The 20,550-nt window shown below is 35.5% G+C and carries 24 protein-coding genes and 2 pseudogenes; 20 read left to right on the plus strand and 6 right to left on the minus strand.

All coding sequences use genetic code 11. From position 1 onward, the window contains the following. Positions 1-124: 124 nt before the first annotated feature. On the minus strand, positions 125-1,399 hold the full coding sequence (locus tag A194_RS0105625; RefSeq protein ID WP_017185885.1) for a BaiN/RdsA family NAD(P)/FAD-dependent oxidoreductase: 1,275 nt from the start codon (positions 1,397-1,399) through the stop codon (positions 125-127). A 90-nt stretch (positions 1,400-1,489) separates the two neighbouring features. Between A194_RS0105625 and A194_RS20690 the strand changes: the two genes are divergently transcribed. The 10 genes from A194_RS20690 (at position 1,490) to A194_RS0105670 (ending at position 8,777) form a co-directional block, all read left to right on the plus strand. Next, positions 1,490-2,077 (plus strand): oligosaccharide flippase family protein, encoded by a 588-nt coding sequence (locus A194_RS20690; RefSeq protein ID WP_237718744.1) that lies wholly within the window; start codon positions 1,490-1,492, stop codon positions 2,075-2,077. Between the two features lie 53 nt (positions 2,078-2,130). Next, the gene (locus tag A194_RS20695; protein ID WP_237718745.1) at positions 2,131-3,006 is read left to right on the plus strand and encodes a lipid II flippase MurJ; all 876 of its coding nucleotides are present in this window, start codon (positions 2,131-2,133) and stop codon (positions 3,004-3,006) included. A gap of 112 nt (positions 3,007-3,118) precedes the next feature. Next, positions 3,119-3,829, plus strand: a complete 711-nt coding sequence (locus tag A194_RS0105635) for a pseudouridine synthase (RefSeq protein WP_017185886.1) — start codon at positions 3,119-3,121, stop codon at positions 3,827-3,829. A 15-nt stretch (positions 3,830-3,844) separates the two neighbouring features. Then, positions 3,845-4,132 (plus strand): RNA 2',3'-cyclic phosphodiesterase, encoded by a 288-nt coding sequence (gene thpR, locus A194_RS20975; protein WP_029425020.1) that lies wholly within the window; start codon positions 3,845-3,847, stop codon positions 4,130-4,132. Next, positions 4,108-4,398: an RNA 2',3'-cyclic phosphodiesterase gene (gene thpR, locus A194_RS20980; RefSeq protein WP_017185887.1), complete on the plus strand. Its 291-nt coding sequence runs from the start codon at positions 4,108-4,110 to the stop codon at positions 4,396-4,398. Before thpR (A194_RS20975) ends, thpR (A194_RS20980) begins: the two co-directional genes overlap by 25 nt. 1 nt (position 4,399) lies before the next feature. After that, on the plus strand, positions 4,400-5,287 hold the full coding sequence (locus tag A194_RS0105650; RefSeq protein WP_017185888.1) for a hypothetical protein: 888 nt from the start codon (positions 4,400-4,402) through the stop codon (positions 5,285-5,287). A gap of 54 nt (positions 5,288-5,341) precedes the next feature. After that, a complete protein-coding gene (locus A194_RS17495) occupies positions 5,342-6,250 on the plus strand; it encodes a diacylglycerol/lipid kinase family protein (RefSeq protein ID WP_017185889.1) in 909 nt (302 codons plus the stop codon). A gap of 108 nt (positions 6,251-6,358) precedes the next feature. After that, positions 6,359-7,156, plus strand: a complete 798-nt coding sequence (locus tag A194_RS0105660; protein WP_017185890.1) for a phosphotransferase family protein — start codon at positions 6,359-6,361, stop codon at positions 7,154-7,156. Between the two features lie 89 nt (positions 7,157-7,245). Further along, positions 7,246-7,884 (plus strand): tRNA (guanosine(46)-N7)-methyltransferase TrmB, encoded by a 639-nt coding sequence (trmB, locus tag A194_RS0105665; protein WP_017185891.1) that lies wholly within the window; start codon positions 7,246-7,248, stop codon positions 7,882-7,884. Positions 7,885-7,913: 29 nt separating this feature from the next. Next, positions 7,914-8,777 (plus strand): YtnP family quorum-quenching lactonase, encoded by an 864-nt coding sequence (locus tag A194_RS0105670; RefSeq protein WP_017185892.1) that lies wholly within the window; start codon positions 7,914-7,916, stop codon positions 8,775-8,777. A 71-nt stretch (positions 8,778-8,848) separates the two neighbouring features. Here A194_RS0105670 and A194_RS0105675 read toward each other — a convergent pair whose 3' ends face one another. Continuing rightward, positions 8,849-9,157: a PepSY domain-containing protein gene (locus A194_RS0105675; protein WP_017185893.1), complete on the minus strand. Its 309-nt coding sequence runs from the start codon at positions 9,155-9,157 to the stop codon at positions 8,849-8,851. A 145-nt stretch (positions 9,158-9,302) separates the two neighbouring features. Between A194_RS0105675 and A194_RS0105680 the strand changes: the two genes are divergently transcribed. Continuing rightward, a complete protein-coding gene (locus A194_RS0105680; RefSeq protein WP_017185894.1) occupies positions 9,303-10,370 on the plus strand; it encodes a M42 family metallopeptidase in 1,068 nt (355 codons plus the stop codon). A gap of 57 nt (positions 10,371-10,427) precedes the next feature. Here the strand turns inward: A194_RS0105680 and A194_RS0105685 are convergent, their stop codons facing one another. After that, the gene (locus A194_RS0105685) at positions 10,428-10,868 is read right to left on the minus strand and encodes a YtoQ family protein (RefSeq protein ID WP_017185895.1); all 441 of its coding nucleotides are present in this window, start codon (positions 10,866-10,868) and stop codon (positions 10,428-10,430) included. 151 nt (positions 10,869-11,019) lie between these two features. Here A194_RS0105685 and A194_RS0105690 point away from each other — a divergent pair, with 151 nt between their 5' ends. The 6 genes and pseudogenes from A194_RS0105690 to murC all read left to right on the plus strand — a co-directional run bounded on the left by A194_RS0105690 (position 11,020) and on the right by murC (position 16,815). Continuing rightward, positions 11,020-11,538 carry a hypothetical protein gene (locus tag A194_RS0105690; RefSeq protein ID WP_017185896.1) on the plus strand — a complete coding sequence of 173 codons (519 nt, stop codon included), beginning with the start codon at positions 11,020-11,022 and terminating at the stop codon, positions 11,536-11,538. 21 nt (positions 11,539-11,559) lie between these two features. Beyond that, a complete protein-coding gene (locus A194_RS0105695; protein ID WP_017185897.1) occupies positions 11,560-12,582 on the plus strand; it encodes a PTS sugar transporter subunit IIC in 1,023 nt (340 codons plus the stop codon). Positions 12,583-12,671: 89 nt separating this feature from the next. Beyond that, the gene (locus tag A194_RS0105700; protein WP_017185898.1) at positions 12,672-13,484 is read left to right on the plus strand and encodes a DUF1444 domain-containing protein; all 813 of its coding nucleotides are present in this window, start codon (positions 12,672-12,674) and stop codon (positions 13,482-13,484) included. A gap of 5 nt (positions 13,485-13,489) precedes the next feature. Beyond that, positions 13,490-14,107 (plus strand): YtpR family tRNA-binding protein, encoded by a 618-nt coding sequence (gene ytpR, locus A194_RS0105705; protein WP_017185899.1) that lies wholly within the window; start codon positions 13,490-13,492, stop codon positions 14,105-14,107. Between the two features lie 41 nt (positions 14,108-14,148). Next, the gene (locus A194_RS0105710) at positions 14,149-15,258 is read left to right on the plus strand and encodes a nicotinate phosphoribosyltransferase (protein WP_017185900.1); all 1,110 of its coding nucleotides are present in this window, start codon (positions 14,149-14,151) and stop codon (positions 15,256-15,258) included. A gap of 262 nt (positions 15,259-15,520) precedes the next feature. Then, positions 15,521-16,815 (plus strand): annotated as a pseudogene (murC, locus tag A194_RS17500) (UDP-N-acetylmuramate--L-alanine ligase). 226 nt (positions 16,816-17,041) lie between these two features. Here the strand turns inward: murC and A194_RS0105720 are convergent. After that, positions 17,042-18,157 carry an aminopeptidase gene (locus A194_RS0105720; RefSeq protein ID WP_017185901.1) on the minus strand — a complete coding sequence of 372 codons (1,116 nt, stop codon included), beginning with the start codon at positions 18,155-18,157 and terminating at the stop codon, positions 17,042-17,044. Positions 18,158-18,296: 139 nt separating this feature from the next. On the opposite strand from A194_RS0105720, the gene A194_RS0105725 reads away from it, so the two are divergent. The 3 genes from A194_RS0105725 (at position 18,297) to ytxJ (ending at position 19,550) form a co-directional block, all read left to right on the plus strand. Beyond that, positions 18,297-18,722 (plus strand): DUF948 domain-containing protein, encoded by a 426-nt coding sequence (locus A194_RS0105725; protein ID WP_040402391.1) that lies wholly within the window; start codon positions 18,297-18,299, stop codon positions 18,720-18,722. Between the two features lie 25 nt (positions 18,723-18,747). Further along, complete coding sequence (locus tag A194_RS0105730; protein WP_017185903.1) at positions 18,748-19,143, plus strand: YtxH domain-containing protein; 396 nt, start codon at positions 18,748-18,750, stop codon at positions 19,141-19,143. Positions 19,144-19,229: 86 nt separating this feature from the next. After that, positions 19,230-19,550 carry a bacillithiol system redox-active protein YtxJ gene (ytxJ, locus tag A194_RS0105735; protein ID WP_017185904.1) on the plus strand — a complete coding sequence of 107 codons (321 nt, stop codon included), beginning with the start codon at positions 19,230-19,232 and terminating at the stop codon, positions 19,548-19,550. Between the two features lie 203 nt (positions 19,551-19,753). Here the strand turns inward: ytxJ and mntR are convergent, their stop codons facing one another. Next, on the minus strand, positions 19,754-20,179 hold the full coding sequence (gene mntR, locus A194_RS0105740; RefSeq protein ID WP_017185905.1) for a transcriptional regulator MntR: 426 nt from the start codon (positions 20,177-20,179) through the stop codon (positions 19,754-19,756). A 96-nt stretch (positions 20,180-20,275) separates the two neighbouring features. Further along, a pseudogene (locus A194_RS0105745) lies at positions 20,276-20,550 on the minus strand (hypothetical protein); the annotation flags it as partial.

A 20,550-nucleotide genomic window follows, 5' to 3' on the forward strand; every position in this document is an offset into this window, starting at 1 on the left:
GCCGCCGGGCAGCTTTATTAGTTCAGCTAAAACTGAACTTTTTTTATGTAATTTTATTTAAAATAAACGATTAATACAAAAGCTAAAAAGCCGAGAACATCGCATGATGCCCTCGGCTTTTTCATTAGTTTTCTATATAATTAGTAGCTCGTTGTGCTGCATTTAAGCCAGCAATATAGCCGGTGGAGAAAGCAGCAGTGATATTAAATCCCCCAGTATAACCATGAATGTCTAGTACTTCACCACAGAAGTAAAGTCGATCCATTATTTTGGACGCCATTTCACTTGGTACTATTTCTTTTAATGAAACGCCACCGCCTGTAATAAATGCTTTTTCTATTGGTAATGTACCATTGACGTTAAACTCAAAATTTTTCATGTTGTGAGCTAAATTTATGACCTTCTTTTTCTCTAAGTGATGATACGTAGTTGAAGGTTCAACTTGAGCAAGTTCCATTAAATATAATAAGATGCGTTCTTGTAACATCGGTTTCCAAACATGTTTAACAGATTTATTAGGTGATTGTTTTGAAGCAGACATAAGTTGGTCAACTAATTGTTGTTCATTTATATCTGGAAAACAATCTATAGAAACTTTTAATTGATTGACTTTATGTTTTTTTAATGCTTTTACAACGTATTGGCTTAACCTTAGTGCAGCCGGTCCGGAAATTCCTTCGTGTGTGAAGAGGACATCCCAACGGTGAGTTTTTATTGGTTTACCATTTGGTTTTAGTGCTGTTATCGTTACATCTCGTAATGAGATCCCTTGTAATACCTTTTGTTTTATGAAAGGTTCATTAGATGTCATTGGAACTTCTGTCGGGTACAGCTCGGTAATTGTATGTCCTGCCTTTTTCGCCCAGGCATAACCTTGTCCTTCGCTGCCAGTATGTGGTACTGATTTTCCACCTACTGCAATGACAACAGAACTTGTCTCTATTTTTTCTCCATCATCTAATATAATCGTGTGATGATCATCACCGTAATGAATGGCATCAACTTTCGTGTTAAGCTTAGTATTAATATTATGTTGATCGATTTGTTCTAATAACCTGTTGACGACAGTGATTGCTTTATCATTCACTGGGAACATTCTACCTTTATCCTCTTCTTTTAACTTAACTCCTAAAGATTCAAAGTAATCAATAATAGAATAATTGTTAAAAATCGAAAATGCACTGTACAGAAATTTTCCGTTACCAGGAATGTGTTCGATTAGTTCTTTATCAGGTAAGACGTTAGTTACATTGCAACGCCCTCCACCACTTATTGCTAGCTTTCTACCTAGCTTTTTCCCTTTTTCTATTAATAAAGTGTTTGCTCCATGACGGCCGGCTGTAATTGCAGCCATTAAACCAGAGGGACCACCACCGATTACTACAACATTATATTTCAAATTTATTTCATACCCTTCTGCTCGTTATTTTTCTCACTTCTATATGATAAAATAAAAGAGTTAGAAAGAACAATAATTGTAGGTGAAAATATGTCTCAATCAAATATATTAAGAGGCACGATGATGTTAACAGGTGCCAATTACTTATCAAAAGTACTAGGTTTATTATATGTCATACCATTTTTCGCTTTAGTAGGTGATACTGGAGGAACTTTATATTCTTATGCCTATAACCCTTATCAAATATTTTTAACTATTTCATCTTTAGGCATACCTATGGCCATGTCTAAATTTGTTGCAAAGTATAATGCTTTGGAAGATTATCGGACTAAGGAAGTTATGTTTAAGTCTGGTTTGTTTATTATGTTTATAACTGGCCTAATATCGTTTCTGATTATGTTCTTAAGTGCTGAGTGGTTAGCGCGTATATTCGTTCCAACAGATGAATTTTCGAATTCCTTGAGTGATGTAACATTTGTTATTCAAATGGTTAGTTTTGCTTTACTTATTGTCGCACCAATGAGTATCGTGAGAGGTTATTTCCAAGGACATGGTTCGATGGGTCCTAGTGCGATCTCGATTGTTGTTGAACAAATCGTGAGAATCGTTTTCTTATTAGCTGCAGGTTTTGTAGTATTAAAGATTTTTGATGGAACAATTACGATGCTGTTGGATTAGCTGCTTTTGCTGCATTTATTGGTGCGCTCGCTTCTAGTCTTGTATTAACGGCAATCTACCGTAAGCGAAAACCAGCAATCGAACGCCAACTTAGAGAATCAGGGAAGCGTGCTCCGAGCATGCCGCGGCGTGATATGTACCAAGAATTACTTTCATATGCTGGTCCATTTATATTAGTCGGAGTTGCTACACCGTTATATCAATTAATAGACCAAATTACATTTAATCGAACGATGAGAAATATTGGACTTAGCGATATTTCAGAATCCATGCTGTCAGTTATTATTGTCTATGGTCATAAATTAGTTATTATCCCTGTTACACTAGCAATCGGATTAGCAATGGCGTTATTACCGTCAATTACGCACGCTTTTACACAAAATAATCATCAAGAGTATCAAAATTATATAAGCAAGGCATTTCAAATTGTTATGCTCTTAATTTTACCTGCATCCGTTGGTTTATCCCTTTTATCAGATCAAGCTTATGGGACTTTATATGAACCTGAGGAAGTTGTTTATGCTGGGTCAATACTTGCAGTGTATGCACCAGTGTCGCTATTTTTTGCGCTTTTTACTGTCAGTGCTTCGATGTTACAAGGTGTTAATAAGCAGAACTTCACATTAATTAGTTTAGGGATCGGGCTTTTAGTTAAAATAATTTTAAACGTCCCACTTATAACGGTTTTACAAGCAGAAGGTGCTGTTATTGCAACAGGAATTGGTGTGTTAACGGCTGCAACGTTAAATATCGTTAAGTTATATAAAGAAACGAAATTTGAGTTAAAGCCATTATTTAAAAAATCGTTGCTCATCATTATTTTAACGACCATTATGGCAATCATTGTTGTCATGACGAACTGGCTGCTAGGCTTACCATTTAGTGACGGTACACGTCTACAATATTCAATCCAATTATTTGTTCTGTAATAATTGGAGCTTATGCTTATTTATGGTTAGCATACAAGACAACATTATTAGAACATTTACTTGGAGAAAGAGTTAATCGTTTTTCAAAATTGTTTATATAGGAGTATGATTTATGCGTTTAGATAAATTGCTAGCAAATGAAGGTTATGGTTCACGGAAAGATGTAAAAAAATTAATTAAAAAAGGATCAGTTCAAGTGGATGGGGAAGTCACTAAAGACGTTTCCCATCATGTTGACCCTAACCAGTCTGAAGTCATTGTAAATGGACATGTCATTGATTATAGAGAATTTGTGTATATTATGTTAAACAAACCAAAAGATGTAATCTCAGCAACTGAGGACTCAAGACATGAATGTGTAACAGATCTATTAGACCCGTTTTATGATAAATTTAATTTATTTCCAGTTGGAAGGTTAGATAAAGATACAGTTGGTTTATTGTTATTAACGAATGACGGAGAATTAGCTCATCAGCTTACATCTCCAAGGAAAAAAGTCGATAAAATATATGAGGCAACTATTAATGGGGTTGTTACAGAAGAAGATGTACAAGCTTTTAAAGAAGGTGTCACATTAGATGATGGTTATATTACGAAACCAGCTGAACTAGAAGTAACAGAAACAACTGATGAACACTCTTGGATCGTTGTTACGATCTCAGAAGGGAAGTTCCACCAAGTTAAACGTATGTTCCAAGCGAGAGGGCACGAGGTGCGATTTTTAAAACGACGTCAAATGGGAAGCTTATCATTAGATGAACAGTTACCAATAGGTGAATACCGCGAGTTAACCGAGCAAGAGTTAGACCAATTAAAAACATAAAAGTGGTGATTTCTAGTGAACCATTATTTCATTGGTATTAAAGTGCCAAACCGAGTGGCAATGACCCTATCTCAATGGCAACAACATATCAAGCCTTATGTTAGTTATCGTGGGTGGGTTCATGAGTTAGATTTTCACCTTACGTTAAAGTTTTTAGGGCCTGTTTCAGAACAAAGTGTGGCTCAATTAGAAGAGTACCTTCAAGATATTACGGTTCCTCAGTTTGACATAAGCATTGATGGACTTAGCTATTTTGGAAAAAAGAGCAACCGAGAGTATTGTTTGCACAAGTTCAACTTGTAGAGCCGTTAAGTGATTTAAAAGAAAAAGTCGAAAAAGCAGCTGCAGTGCTTAATTTTGAACAAGAAAAACGGTCCTACAAACCACATATTACACTCGCTAAAAAATGGAAAGGCGAAACGATCTTAAATACACATTTAAACCAAAAGATTAATGATCCGATTAATCGCTTTAGAGTTGAAGAGTTTCAACTGTTTAAAATTCACCCGCAAAATGAACCGAAATATGAAATCGTCAAAACTTTTACATTAAAGGAAACAGGTGAATAACATGGCACAGTTAGTCAAATTACAAGATTATATATCACGCTATGAAACAGACGTGTATCGTTACCCAGGACAATTCATTCGCCTTAAAAAAGAGAATTACGATGCCATTTATAAACAGTGGTATAATCAACAAGAACCGGTCGATGAAGAGGATACTTACGAAGAAGAACAACCGCGTTGGAAAAATTGGTTCAAACGTCATCACGAACCTGAAGAGCAACCAACAACTAAACTACCAAAAACTGAAGAAGAGCTAAAAGTTGAGTTTCTCGACAAAACATATCAATTTCAATTGAAGTGGGCTTCTAGCACGTTACAAGAAGTATCATTTCTTGATCGAATGTATGAAATAGATCAGCGACTCAAATATTTTTTAACTCGATTTCCTGACACTTATTTATTGATGTATTTCCCAATCTTTAAGTTAAAGCATGCTCTTTTAGAAGCAGAAACCATTTTAATTACGCCGACTGAAGTTTTATGTATTAATTGGCTTGATGATGAAAGTGACAGTGTCTATGAGCCAGTAGATCAACGAAAATGGCTTAAGAAAACTGATGAAACTGAGAGAATGATTGTTAACCCTAATATCGCTTTGAAACGTATGGAGAGTACAGTAAAAACTATGCTAGATTATCATAATGTAAGTTTTGATATTAAGAAGTTAGTCCTTACTAGTCAAGGAGTGATTCATTATAATCACTTACCTTATCAAACAGAGTATGTTGATCGTGAAAACTATCAATCTTGGTTTCAATCAATGCGGGAAAGTAATATTCCACTGAAACATAAACAGTTAAAAGTAGCAGAGACTTTATTATCTTATACTCAAACAACATCAATTAAAAGGCCTGAATGGGAAGACGTTGAAACTGATGAACAGTTTTAATTGTTATTCACAATTATTCAACTGTCGTTAAAGTAAACTTGAGGAGATCGAAATATGTATGCATTTATTATTAATTATAAAGCTGGAAGCCAAAAAGCTGCTTCTGTCTATAATTACATAAAAGAAAGATATGATGAGAAAATCTTACATCATAAAACTTGTTTTACAGAGTATGAGGGCCATGCAACAGAGCTTACTAAAACAATTATGAAAAACGATGAAGTCGAAACTATCATAATCATTGGTGGAGACGGTACTGTTTACGAAGTGCTTAATGGCCTAGATAATAACGATGACATTGCCATTGGTCTTATTCCAACTGGTTCTGGCAATGATTTTGCTAGAGGTTGTGGAATAGAACTGAACCCATTTAAACAATCAGATTTACTATTTCAACAACCTGAAAGAATGCTTTATTGGCTTGGAGAATATGAAGTTAGTGGAAAACAATATGTATTCGCTTCAAGTATTGGCTTTGGTTTTGATGGCGAAGTGGCTCAAACGGTTGATCAGTCTTCGTTTAAAAAATGGTTAAACATTTTCCGTTTAAAACAACTAATTTACGTTTATGGCCTTATTAAAAACATATTTACATATAAACCGAAAAATTTGTCTTTAAATGTAGATGGTGAATGTATTAAAATGGAGAATACATGGCTAATCACGGTCAGTAATCACCCTTATTTCGGCGGTGGGATGAAAATAGCACCTAATGCTGAAGTGAATGACCAACACTTTACTATAACAACAGTTAGTAATATATCTAGAATGAAAATACTGTTACTATTTATAACTGTATTCTTCGGTAAACATACTAGCTTAAAAGAAGTAGATAGTTTTAATGGTTCAACAGTGTCTATTTTGAGTGATACCCCGTTAATTTACCAAGCAGATGGCTTTACGGATGAAGTTGATCATTGTCATATTCGTAAACACTTACAATCATTTTATATTTTAAAATAAGTTTATTTCTAAATTCTCTTGAAAAAACATAGTAAAATAGGTTATTCTATTCTAGTCTGACTATTTAATAGAACTTGAACGACACGCAATAAAGTAGGTGAGTGAACGATGGAACAAGTACTAGGTTCCGATTGGTTAATAACGCCAGCTGGAGGAAGCTCTGGAGAAGCTTATTTAGCTGAAAATAGTGACCAACAGAAATTATTCTTAAAAAGGAATTCCTCTCCGTTTTTAGCAATTTTATCTGCTGAAGGGATTGTACCTAAACTCGTTTGGACGAAGCGTTTAGCGGATGGGGATGTTATAACAGCGCAAAAGTGGTTAGAAGGACGCGTATTAACTAAGCCTGAGATGCAGCAAAATGATGTCGTTCAACTAATTAGCAAAATTCATCACTCATCTGAAATATTACACCTATTTATGCGCATGGGTAAGAAGCCATTAGAACCATGGCATTTACTTGTTAACTTACATGAGAAAAGTAAGAAGCTATCAATTTCTGAAACTAGTATCATAAAACAAATCGTTCAGTTTTTGACGAATCATATAAGCGTTGTTGAAAACCATAAAAAGGTTGTTTGTCACGCAGACCTTAACCACGAAAATTGGTTATTAGGAGAAGACCATCATTTATACTTAATAGACTGGGATAATGCTGTATTAGCAGATCCAGCAATGGACTTAAGTATGTTATTATATCAATACATTCCAAGGTCTAACTGGGAACAATGGTTAGATCAATATGGGATCCAGCTAAGTGATCATTTACTCGCTCGTTGTCAATGGTACATGACAGCACAGTCGTTATCATTTTATTTATGGCATTTAGAGCGCGGTGATGACGAAGAAGCAGAGAAATGGAAACAACAATTAACTAGCAATCAGCAATTATTTATAAAATATTAATCCATATCTATATCCTTGATTTTTCTTGGATATAGATATTTTTATTGTATAATGGAAAATGAGACAAACAAGAAAAGAAAGGTGTCATTATGAGACTACGAAATAAACCATGGGCTGAAGGATATATTAAGGAACATACAGCAATAGTTGAACAAACTCCATATGATCGAAAAGGTAGCTGGAATTCAATTTTCGAAAAACAACAGCCAATCGCCTTAGAAATTGGGACAGGTAAAGGTCGATTTATAGAAGGAATGGCTATAAAAAATTCTGATCTTAATTTTATCGGAATTGAACGCGACAAAAACGTTATAGTGAGTGCTATTGAGAAAATAAAAGAGCAACAACTAACAAATGCGAAGTTAATGCATGAAAATGCACAAGATTTGCGAGATATGTTTGCTGAAAATGAAGTTGATCGCATTTATTTAAACTTTTCAGATCCGTGGCCTAAAACACGCCATGAGAAAAGACGCTTAACTTTTCACACATTTTTAGAGCAATACAAAAGTGTTCTACATGATGAAGGTCAAATCATTATGAAAACGGATAATCGTAAGTTATTTGAGTATAGCTTGGTAAGCTTTTCGCAGTTTGGGATGAAACTTGAAGATGTTACCCTAGATTTACACGCCTTAGAAGATGAGACAAATGTTATGACAGAGTATGAAGAGAAATTCTCTAACAAAGGACAGCCAATCTATCGTTGTATTGCATCTTTTAAATAAATGATTTTGTTTACAAAAAGGGTGAGTGTATGGAACAATTAACAATTGATCAGTTGACGTTAACATGGTTAAATGGCGGTGTGACACACATGGATGGTGGTGCGATGTTTGGCGTCGTGCCAAAGCCTCTTTGGAGCAAAAAATACCCACACAACGATCTAGAGCAAATTGAATTAAGATGTGATCCTATTTTAATTCAAATAAATAACCGTAACATTTTAGTAGATTCAGGTGTTGGGTTTGGCAAGTTAAATGAAAAGTTAAAACGTAACTTTGGAGTTTTAGAGGAATCTCACGTCGTTTCGTCATTGGAAGCTTTAAATTTAACGGTACATGATATTGATACTATTTTAATGACACATTTACACTTTGACCATGCAAGTGGCTTAACCTACATTAATGATCAAGGTGAGCTTGCTTCAACTTTCCCTAATGCAACTATTGTAACATCAGAGATTGAGTGGGAAGAAATGAAGAAACCTAATATGCGTTCAAAAAACACGTATTGGAAAGAGAATTGGGAGCCGGTGCAACATCAAGTTGAAATTTTTGATGGGTCATATGAAGTGTTTCCTGGCTTTACAATGAAGCATACAGGTGGTCATAGTAATGGACATTGTGTCATTCATTATGATGGTCATGAAGAATCTTTTGTTCATATGGCTGACTTAATGCCAACACATGGACACCAAAATCCTCTTTGGGTATTAGCTTATGATGATTACCCTGTTACTAGTGTGCATGAAAAGAAAGAATTGTTAGAAGAAGCATACGAGAAGAATCGGTGGTTTATTTTTTATCACGATGCTTATTATCGTGCAATTCGCTTTGATCAAGAAGGACAAGTTGAAGAGAAGTTAGAACGTAAGCGATACGAATATACTAGTGAGTAAGTAGAAACCCGAGCATGACCAATATACACGGCGGTCGAGCTCGGGTTTTTATGTGCTTTAATTTTAGTTGATTAGATCATATAAGAGTCTAGTATTTGACCTGTTGATGCATCAACGTAAAACTTATATTGTTGAGTCTGTCCATCAACTGTTCTAGAAATACCGCCTTGGTAAGCTATATATTCTTGTCCATTTTTATTATAGCGTTCTTTTTCCATTAAGATCCAAGAACCACTAATGGGTCCATCTTGTTTAAATAACTCTTTAACATGTTTTAAAGCCACTTCAGGTACAATCCATTGTTCTTTAATTTTTTTGCCAACATAAGCGCCAACAGTAGCCCCGACTGCTGCTGGTACGATTAGTTTATACCATTTCATGTTTAGACCACTCCAAATTGTTTGTTTCTTACATTATAAGCTTAATAATCTAGAAATTAAAATAGCTTTCAGCAAACTATGATGGATTAATGTTAATTTTCTGTTAAAATAAATATAAGTAATCTAAAACTTGGAGTGATACATAATGAATCAAGAAACTAAAGGTTTATTTAAGACTTTAACGGAACTACCAGGTGCACCAGGGCATGAGCATGAAGTGCGTCAATTTATGCGTCAAGAATTAGAAAAATATTCTGATGAGGTCGTTCAAGACAAGCTTGGTGGCGTCTTTGGAGTCCGTCACGGTGAAGGACCTAAAGTGATGGTTGCAGGTCACATGGATGAAGTCGGTTTTATGGTAACACAAGTGACGAAAAATGGTATGTTACGCTTTCAAACGTTAGGCGGCTGGTGGAACCAAGTCATGCTAGCACAACGTGTACAAGTAATGACTGATAATGGTCCAGTTGACGGTGTAATCGGATCAATTCCACCACATAACTTAACACCAGAACAACGAAAGAAACCAATGGAAATTAAAAATATGTTAATTGATATTGGTGCAGATGATGAAGAGGACGTTAAAAGAATTGGAGTTAAGCCAGGTCAGCCAATTATTCCTGTATGCCCATTTACAGAAATGGCTAATGAAAAGAAAATTATGGCTAAAGCTTGGGATAATCGTTATGGTTGTGGATTATCAGTTGAATTATTAAAAGAGTTACAAGGCGAAAAGTTAGCTCATACATTATTTTCTGGTGCGACAGTTCAAGAAGAGGTTGGACTAAGAGGTGCACAAATTGCTGCTAATATGATTGATCCAGACATTTTCTTTGCACTTGATGCTTCACCTGCTAATGATATGGAAGGTGATGATCAAGAGTTTGGTCAATTAGGAAAAGGTGCATTACTACGTATTTTTGACCGTTCAATGATTACACACCGCGGTATGCGAGACTTTATTTTAGATACTGCTGAAACACATGACATTCCATATCAATACTTTATTTCACAAGGTGGAACTGATGCAGGACGCGTTCACACTTCAAATGATGGAGTTCCATCAGCAGTTGTAGGGATTTGTTCTCGTTATATCCATACAAGTTCATCTATTATTAATATCGATGACTATGCAGCGGCTAAAGAGTTACTAACTAAATTAGTTAAGTCAGTTGATCAATCAACAGTTGATTCTATTAGACAAAACGGTTAAATTAAAAAGAGAGATGAATAGGTCGTTAGACCCTATTTCATCTCTCTTTAATTATGTTTATTGAAAAGTATAAGCTAGCACATCAATTGCTTGGTCGATTGTTTCAACAGTGACGTTAGCTTTGTTGGATAATTCTTTTAAAGGATGGATTAAAGAGTCTGGATGTATTAAAATTAAAGGTTTATTAAGTCCAATCGCAATACCGGCATCCATTGCTGTGTTCCACTGCTTATATGATTCACCGAAAAGTGCAATAACCGCATCTGATTTTTGCATCATTAGCTCAGTTCTAAAATTATTAATACCAGAAGCGGCGTCATCACGGTATAGGTTGTTAGGTTGCTCGCCTAAAATAGTTTCACCAATATCATCAGATAGACTATGATTTTCTTGTGGTCCGTAAAAGTTAATGTTCAAACCTTTTTCTTTAGCTTTTTGTTTTAATTGTTCACGCCAATCATCATGAATTTGTCCTGCTAAATAAATTGATAAATTCATTGTATGACCTCCTTGCTATTTGTTTGTTATATTTAATAGTGAATAGAAAACTAGATTTTGTCAAATATATATGCTTTATTTTTTAATATAATGGTAAGCGTTAATAGTGTTTAATCAGAAAAATTACTTTATGATCTTGGAGGGAAAGAAGTTGAGTTATATAAAAGTTTTACTTCTGATGTTGATTGTTGCTGTCATAACAGCATGCTCACCATCAGCAGAAGAAGCATTCAGTCAAGCTGAAAGTGAGGTAAGGAGTGTCGTCTTATCTTCTGAAGATATAGAGTCTAACTATTCATTTGATAGATTTGATGCTTATAAACCAGAAGACTTTCAAGTAACAGACGAAAATCCACATAATGTTGTTTTTAATGACGGTGATCAACCCTATGTATTATTCGTAAATGAGTTTGAGGAACCTAACAGTCAATGGTTTTATAATCGTATAGAAAATGAAGGTATTTTTTTAAGAACAATTGAAACTGATGGAGCATTTGCATACATTCATGCGATTGAGCATGGTGATGACCAATATGAAGTTCATTTAGGCATTGGTGGCATTAAAATGTCTACAATCACGAATTTAAGCCAAGTTGAAGACGATGCGAAACTTATGATCGAAATTATTAGCTCAGTTGAACAAAACGAAGAAGATGAGGGTGAAGAATAACTACTGTCGGAGGTTATTACTGTGAAAGCATTTTTACAGAAAAAAGGTGTTAATCCATCGTTTCATCAATATTTTATTACCGCATTAAGTTATATGGCATTAGGGTTGTTTGCTTCTTTAATCATCGGTACGATTATTCAAACATTAGGGAGAGAAGTCCCTCTTCTACCAGGTGCATTTGTTCAAATTGGTGATTTTGCTACTCAGCCGATAATTTATGGTGGTGCTATTGCAATTGCTGTCGCTCATGGTTTAAAGGCACCACCTTTAGTATTATATAGCGCACTTTTTGCAGGAAGTTATGCAGCAGATATTGGTGGTGGTCCTGCTGGAAGTTTTATCGCAGCATTGTTAGCTGTAGAATTAGGTAAGTTAGTGAGCAAAGAGACGAAGTTAGATATCGTTGTCACGCCGTTTGTCACAATTTTAGTTGGTTTTTTTGTAGCCTCATTTGTAGGACCACCAATTTCAGCCTTTCTAGAAGGTTTTGGTGCGATTATTAATTGGGCAACTGACTTAAGGCCATTTTTAATGGGAATGGTTGTTGCTGGTTTAATGGGCTTAGCTTTAACAGCTCCAATCTCAAGTGTAGCGATCGCTGTTATGTTGGATTTGCAAGGTTTAGCAGCAGGTGCGGCAACAGTAGGTTGTGCAGCACAAATGGTTGGCTTTGCTGCAAGTAGTTATCGTGAGAATGGCATATCGGGTGTTGTATCACAAGGGATTGGAACTTCGATGCTGCAAATTGCTAACGTTGTTCGTAAGCCTATAATTCTCTTACCGCCAACAGCGGCAGGAATAGTTTTAGCCCCTGTTGCAACCGTGTGGCTACATTTAGAAAATAATGCAATCGGTGCTGGTATGGGAACGAGTGGGCTCGTTGGACCTATTATGGCATTTGAAACGATGGGCTTTTCCATAGAGTTATTAATAATTTTAATCATGTTATTAATCGTTGGGCCAGCAATTATTAGTATATTTATTTCTGAAGCGTTAAGGAAAAAAGGTTTCATAAAAGATGGTGATTTAAAGTTAGATGCTTAATTTTTCATCCCAATAAGCCGTTAGCTTTTCTCGGTCAGTAATACATGGTAAAATAATGGCTAGTGTGCTTCGATAAAGGGGGCAAAATAATGAAAATGACAAGTATTAAAATGAAAAAGAAGCTAGAAGAACAGTTTAATCGTGATGAATGGAAGACGATTTTTGATAAAGATCAAGATACATTTAGGGTAGAGTGGAAGCATAGTGGACAAGGTGTAACGATTTCACTGCCAGGTGTCATTTCCAAGTGGGAAAACAGAAAAGATGAAGCAGTCGATGAGCTTGTGTCACATATTACAGAGGCATTGAAGATCATGAATGAAGAGCAAACATTAGAAGGGAAAGAAAATCAAATCTTCCCTGTCATACGCTCAGGTTCATTTCCGACTGAATCAAATGATGGTGTACCACTTGTATATACTGAACATACAGCCGAAACAAGAGTTTATTATGCATTAGATTTAGGTAAATCTTATCGGTTAGTTGACGAAGAGATGATGAAAAGAGAAAACTGGGAGTATGAACGCATACGTGAAGTTGCTATGTTTAATGTAAGAAGACTTCCGACAGATATGAAACAAGATGAAGTCGCTGGCAACACCTTTTATTTCTTATCTACTAATGACGGCTATGATGCTAGTCGTATTTTAAATGAAGCTTTAATTGAAGAAATGAAAGCAAAAATTGAAGGCGAATTAGCAATCGGTGTACCACATCAAGATGTTATTATTTTTGCTGATATTCGTAACAAAGTCGGCTATGACGTGTTAGCTCAAATGATGATGCAGTTTTTTGCAGAAGGTCGAATCCCAATTACATCTTTACCTTTCTTATATGAAGGTGACCAATTAGAACCAATCTTTATTTTAGCTCAAAAAAAACGTGAAGATGATAAGGAGTAGAGAAGATGCAAGTAGTTTATAACCGTGAAGGTATTGGAGACGTATTAGTTTTAACACTTAAACAAACAGAAGAAAAAATTACAACGACTTCTTACGGATCAGTGACACGTATTGCGATTGAAGCGACAAATGAACCGGTAGCTTACAACGTTTTCGGCATTTCTGACTACTTAGAAGTTAACCGTTACGAGCTGCTTAACATCAATCAAGAATTTGTTGAACAATTAGAGACGATTTTTAAAGAAAATGGACTTGATGAAGAACTCCATATTGATGTATCACCTAAGTTTGTTGTTGGTGAAGTAGAAGAAGTGAGTAAACATGAAGAATCTGACAAGCTAAATGTTTGCCAAGTTAATGTAGGCGATGAACAATTACAAATCGTTTGCGGTGCTCCGAACGTAGCGGAAGGTCAAAAGGTTGTCGTAGCTAAAGTTGGGGCTATTATGCCAAGCGGAATGGAAATTAAAGATTCTAAGTTAAGAGGTGTACCATCAACTGGAATGATTTGTGCAGCCAGAGAATTGAATTTACCAAATGCACCTCAGGAAAAAGGTATTTTAGTATTAAACGAACAAGAAAAAGCTGGCGAACCATTTCAAGTTACTATGTATGAAGTGTAATGTTGTTTGATTGATTAATAATAGTGGATGAGGGGTCTACGATGAAAGAATTCGAATTAAAGCAACAAGGTAAAATTAAACGCTTAACAAATAAAACCTTCAAGTTTGATGATCGAATCAAAGACGGTTGGTTCTCAGCAGTATATTTTTTAAAGACAAAGAAAATTGTTGAAGAACATCTTGCTGATAATGTTGTGACAATGCAGTTTTTCCAAAAGAAGAATGCTGTTTTATGTGGGACAGACGAAGCAATTGCTTTATTACACACGTTTGCCGACAACCCAGAGGATCTAGAAATCTATTCATTACAAGACGGTGATAAAGTTAGCCCATATGAGTCTGTATTGACTGTTACTGGCCGTTATCAAGACTTCGGCTACTTAGAAGGTATTGTTGATGGAATTTTAGGTAGAAGGACATCTGTGGCGACTAATGTCTACGAGGTCGTTAATGCTGCAGGAATTTCAGGTGAACAAAAACCAGTCATTTTCATGGGTGATCGTGATGATCATTATACCCAACAAGCTGGTGATGGATATGCTGCTTACATTGGTGGTTCAACCGCACAAGCCACTCATGCCATGAATGAATGGTGGGGTAAGCAAGGTATTGGAACAATGCCGCATGCTCTTGTCCAAATGTTTAAAGGTGATATTGTTAAAGCAACACAGTCGTATAAGGAAACGTTTCCTGATGATGAATTAATTGCTTTAGTTGACTATAATAATGATGTTATTACAGATTCACTAAAAGTTGCACGAGAGTTTAAAGATGAGTTAAAAGGTGTGCGTGTTGATACATCTAAAAATATGGTTGATAAATACTTCTTTAGAAATCAACATTTGATGGGCTCATTTGATCCAAGAGGTGTTAACCCACAACTTATTTTTGCTTTACGTAAAGCGTTGGACGATGAAGGCTTTAAACATGTGAAAATCGTGGCTAGCGGTGGTTTTACTGAAGAGAAAATTAAACGTTTCGAGTCATTACACGTCCCAATTGATATGTATGGAGTAGGAAGCAATTTACTTAAAATGAAAATCGGCTTTACCGGGGACAATGTACTTTTGAATAATGAACATGAAGCTAAGCAAGGTCGTAAATTCTCTCCGAACCCACGGTTAGAAAAAGTCGATTATACGAGCGAATGATTGAGTTTGAAATCATTCGCTTTTTTATGTGAGTAGCATAATTGGATTATGCATTTTCATACGTTTTAAACAGAAGAATTAGGTAAATAATATTATAAATTAAAACATCATTATTAACTGTAAATAAAACGTAATAGAGATGTTATAACAATTGTCAAAATACATACTGGATAATCTTAATAATTCTGCTATAATGAAAAAAGCAATTTCATAATATAGACATATACTAATAACAGAATGAAGACAAACGGGGGTTCGATTAATGTCGACTTACCATTTTATTGGCATAAAAGGAACGGGAATGAGTGCATTAGCACACATCTTGCATGATTCAGGCAAAGTTGTGCAAGGATCAGATATTGAAAAAACATTCTTTACTGAAGAAGCTCTAGCACAAAAAGATATCAGTATTTTGCCATTTAATGAAGATAATATTCAAGAAGGTCAAATAGTGATCGCAGGTAATGCGTTTAATGATGAACATGAAGAAATTGTTCGTGCTAAACAGTTAGGCGTACCATTTTATCGTTATCATGAGTTTTTAGGAGAGTATTTGGAAAATTATACGAGTATCGCCGTAACTGGAGCTCACGGAAAAACATCGACAACTGGTTTATTAGCACATACGTTAAGTGAAAATGTACCTACTTCATACTTAATTGGCGATGGAACGGGGCGTGGACGTGCAGACAGTCAATACTTTGCATTCGAAGCTTGTGAATACCGCCGACATTTCTTGGCATATGAACCGGACTATGCAATTATGACGAATGTAGACTTTGATCATCCTGATTATTTTAAAGATTTAGATGATGTGTTTGCTGCTTTTCAAGAAATGGCATTAAAAGTTAAAAGAGGGATCATCGCTTGTGGTGACGATGAGAAACTTCAGGAAATACAAGCTAAGGTGCCAGTCGTATATTACGGTTTCTCTGATGAAAATGATTTTCAAGCAAAAAACGTTAAAGAATCAGAAGAAGGTACGACGTTTGATGTATTCGTAAGAGGAACCTTTTTCGATACGTTTATCATTCCAACTTACGGGAATCACAGCGTACTAAATGCTTTGAGTGTCATTGCTTTATGCGACTACGAAAAATTTTCAACAGAACAAATTAAAAGGATTTACACTTTTGAAGGGGTTAAGCGCCGGTTTACTGAAACACAATGGAAAGATGGCCAAATCATTATTGATGATTATGCGCACCACCCAATTGAAATCGAAGCAACAATTGATTCAGCTCGTAAGAAATATCCAAATAAAGAAGTCGTAGCTGTATTTCAGCCTCACACGTATACGAGAACACGTAAATTTTTAGATGAGTTTGCTGAAAGCTTATCAAAAGCAGATCATATCTATTTATGTGATATATTTGGTTCAGCACGTGAACAAGATGGTAACTTAACTATTAATGATCTACAAAAGAGAATTGAAGCTCAGAAATCTTGCCAGAAAATAATACTGAAACATTACAGCACCATAAAAATAGTGTTATTTTATTTATGGGTGCAGGTGATATTCAGAAATACCAAGAAGCTTTCAAAGCTTTAGCGTAATATACTGATCCAGCTAGTGAACTTATAAAAGTGCTAGCTGGTTTTTTGTAGTCACATGCTAGGGTTTATCGGCGCTCGCGGGATTGTTATCAGCGTTCGCGTGAATTTATCGGCGCTCACGGGAGTGTTATCAGCGTTCGCGTGAATTTATCGGCGTTCGCGGCAGTTTTATCAGCGCTCCGCTCAAAAATAAAAAAGGGAGTGAGACTCAGCTCACTCCCAATCTTTATGCTTTTAATTGATCGGCATTCAGTCCTTCTAATTCTGGAATGACGAAACGGCCATCTTTTCGTATAAGCTTTCCGTCGAAATACATCTCACCGCCACCGTAGTCTTCACGTTGAATATTAACCATATCCCAGTGAATCGATGAATCATTTCCATTATAGGCATTTTCATAGGCTTGCCCAGGTGTGAAGTGGAAGCTGCCATCAATCTTTTCATCGAATAAAATGTCTTTCATCGGGTGTTGAATATAAGGATTAATACCAATTGCAAACTCCCCGATATAACGTGCCCCTTCATCTGTATTAAACACTTCTTGAATTCGTTTGGAATCATTGGCTTGCGCATCAACAATTTTACCATTTTCTAACGTTAACTGAACGTTCTCATATGTGAAGCCTTGGTAAGGTGAAGGTGTATTATAAGTAATTGTTCCGTTTACTGAATTTCGGACTGGCGCAGTATACACTTCACCATCAGGTATGTTCATTTCTCCTGCACACTTAATGACGGGTATATCTTTAATAGAGAATGTTAAGTCAGTACCAGGGCCAGTGATTTTAACCACATCAGTTTCTTCCATTTTTTTAACTAAAGCGTCCATAGCTTTATTCATTTTTTCATAGTCTAATGTACAAACATTGAAGTAGAAGTCTTCGAAGGCTTCTGTACTCATTTCTGCTAATTGAGCCATTGACTCATTAGGATAACGTAGGACGCACCATTTAGTTTTTGGTACGCGGATCTGTCTATGAACATTCATAACAGTTTGGCCAAAGATTTTATTCTTTCCGCTTGGCACATCGGATAGTTCGTTAATATTATCACCAGAGCGAATGGCTATGTAAGCATCCATGTCTTCCATAACAGTGGCTTCGTATCGCTCCCAAGCTTTCATTTGTGTTTCATTTGCACCTTTTAGTAGTGTGCGCATAATCTTAGGATCTTTTAATTCTACAAATGGGTGTCCACCTACTTCGTATGCTTTTTCTACAATTGCTGCTACTAGCTCTCGTTGAATACCCGTATTTTCAATTAAAAGTTTTTCACCTTCTTGAAGTTTAACGGAATAGTTTACTAGTAAGTCTGCTAGTTTATTAATTCTTGGGTCACGCATAATTCGTTCCTCCTCTACTCTACAAATCGTTATAAGTTATGATACCATTATACTGAAATAAGAAAATAAATTCACTAATAAGTTTGACAAGAATAAAATCCGGGTATAGATTAAATATATTAAGTATTAATGGAAGGGGATGAATCAGTTGAATTTATTACATATTGCTGCACTAATCGCTGCTATTGCTTTTGCTATCGGATTTATTGTACTTGTATATTACATTGCGACGACATTAAAGTCGGTTAGGCGTACGTTACATCATACGGCGAACACGATGGAAGGATTCGAGAAACAAATGGAAGGCATTACGAAAGAAACCGAGTTATTATTAAATAAAACAAATCGCCTTGCTGAAGACATAACAAGTAAAACTGAAAAAGTAGATGTTTTATTTGATGGGATAAAAGGAATAGGATATACTGTGAATCAATTTAATGATTCATTACAGAAATTGTCTGATGAATTACAGGAGCAAGCTAATGAACATGCTGCCCAAACTTCTCAAACGATTAAATGGGGAGAGGCTGCAATTCATTTGTGGAAGAAATATAAAGGTCAATAAATTAAGGGTCTAAGGAGGAATTGGAATGAGCGAAAAAAAACAAAGAACAGAAGAGAACATTAATAGTAAAGACTTTATGATTGGTACTTTAATTGGTGGTATTGTAGGAGCATCGGTTGCATTACTATTTGCACCAAAATCAGGTAAAGAACTAAGACAAGATATTAATACTGGAGCACAACAAGTTAGAGAGCGTGCAGATGAGTGGAAAGACGTTGCTTATGAAAAAGGTACAGAATTCCAAGAACGCTTTTATGAGACTAAAGAGCAGCTTCAAGATAAAGTGAACGAACTAAAAGATCAAGCGTTAAACGAAGGCGAAGATGTTGCGCAAGATATCGCTGATGCAATTGAAGAAGCAACAGAAGAATTAGAGCGCCAAGAAGCAAATGAACTGTATGAACGCTCTCAACAAGGATAAATATAATAAGGGTTGTTAGTTGACAAAACTAACAACCCTTTTATATTTTAGTTTTAGTGAGATAAAAATTCTAGGGGGCAACAATCATGACAGTAAAACAAATTACGGCTCAAGATGAGTTAAAGAACATATTAGAACAAGAAGAAGCTTTATTACTTAAGCATAGTTTAACTTGTCCTATTAGTAGTGACGCAAAAAATCAATTTGAGAACTTCACAGGACAAACTGAACTGCCAGCTTATATTATTCACATTCAAGAAAATCGAGAACTTTCAAACTTAGTTGCAGAGCATTTTGATATTAAACATGAATCACCACAAGTGTTTTATATTAAAAACGGCGAAGTTAAATTCCACGCTTCTCATTTTGATATTACAGCTAAAAAGTTAGAAGAAGAAACGAAATAATTAATATAAACAAATAGACGAGGTTGGGACAAAAGGTTTGGATTGTAATGAAAACACGAACAATTAGCCAATTAGTTTAGTTGGGCAGCCGCCCACGGAAAGCGAAGCATTTTGATGGAGCGATGAGATAAACCCGAACGAAGTCAAAATATGATTTCGTTCGGGTTTTGTGTATTAGTGCTTAGTTTTGTCCCAGGCTCTATTTACTCCTTATTACTATTGCGTTCTTGAATCGCCTGTAATGCTTTTAAACGCTCAGAGTCTTCTTGGAAGTACTCAACTAAGTCACCAATTCTGAATATACTATCCCAGCTTAAGTGATGTTCAATTCCTTCTACTTCTTCATAAATACTATCTTCTTCCGTACCGATAATTTCAAGAAACTGTTCTAACAATTCATGTCGATAGACTAACCGTTTTCCGATCTTTGTTCCTTTATCCGTTAAAACAATCCCTCGATATTTTTCATAGTGAAGATAGTCTTTTTCGTCTAATTTTTTGACCATTTTCGTAACAGACGATGGGTGGACCGATAGACGTTCAGCAATATCTGAAGCTCTCGCATATCCTTTTTGATCAATTAATATGTATATTTGTTCAATATAATCTTCCATACTAGGAGTTGGCATGTTGTACCTCCAAATGAATAGTTCATTACCTTTATTTTAGCAAACAAAAGCCGATAGCAAAAGTTATTTCCTAAAGCTATCGGTTATATAAATTTGTTATGAATGTGATTGAGTCATTTCTACCCATTTAATATTTAATTGATCACCGTCAAAAATGGATTCAGTAAAGCCAACTTCTTCGTCATTTCGATATAACTTGAAATGTTTACCTTTCGTCTCATTCATATCAATATCGATAAAGCGAAACAAATCTTGGAAAATAAATTGTTTTTCCTGCTGTTCTTTAACCTCGATTTGATCATTTGGATAAATCAGTGAGTCTAGGCTTAACGGTTGATCTTGACGAGAGATCGTTGATAATTGATACGATA

The organism is Alkalibacillus haloalkaliphilus C5, assembly GCF_000269905.1.
Lineage (GTDB): Bacteria > Bacillota > Bacilli > Bacillales > Alkalibacillaceae > Alkalibacillus > Alkalibacillus haloalkaliphilus_A.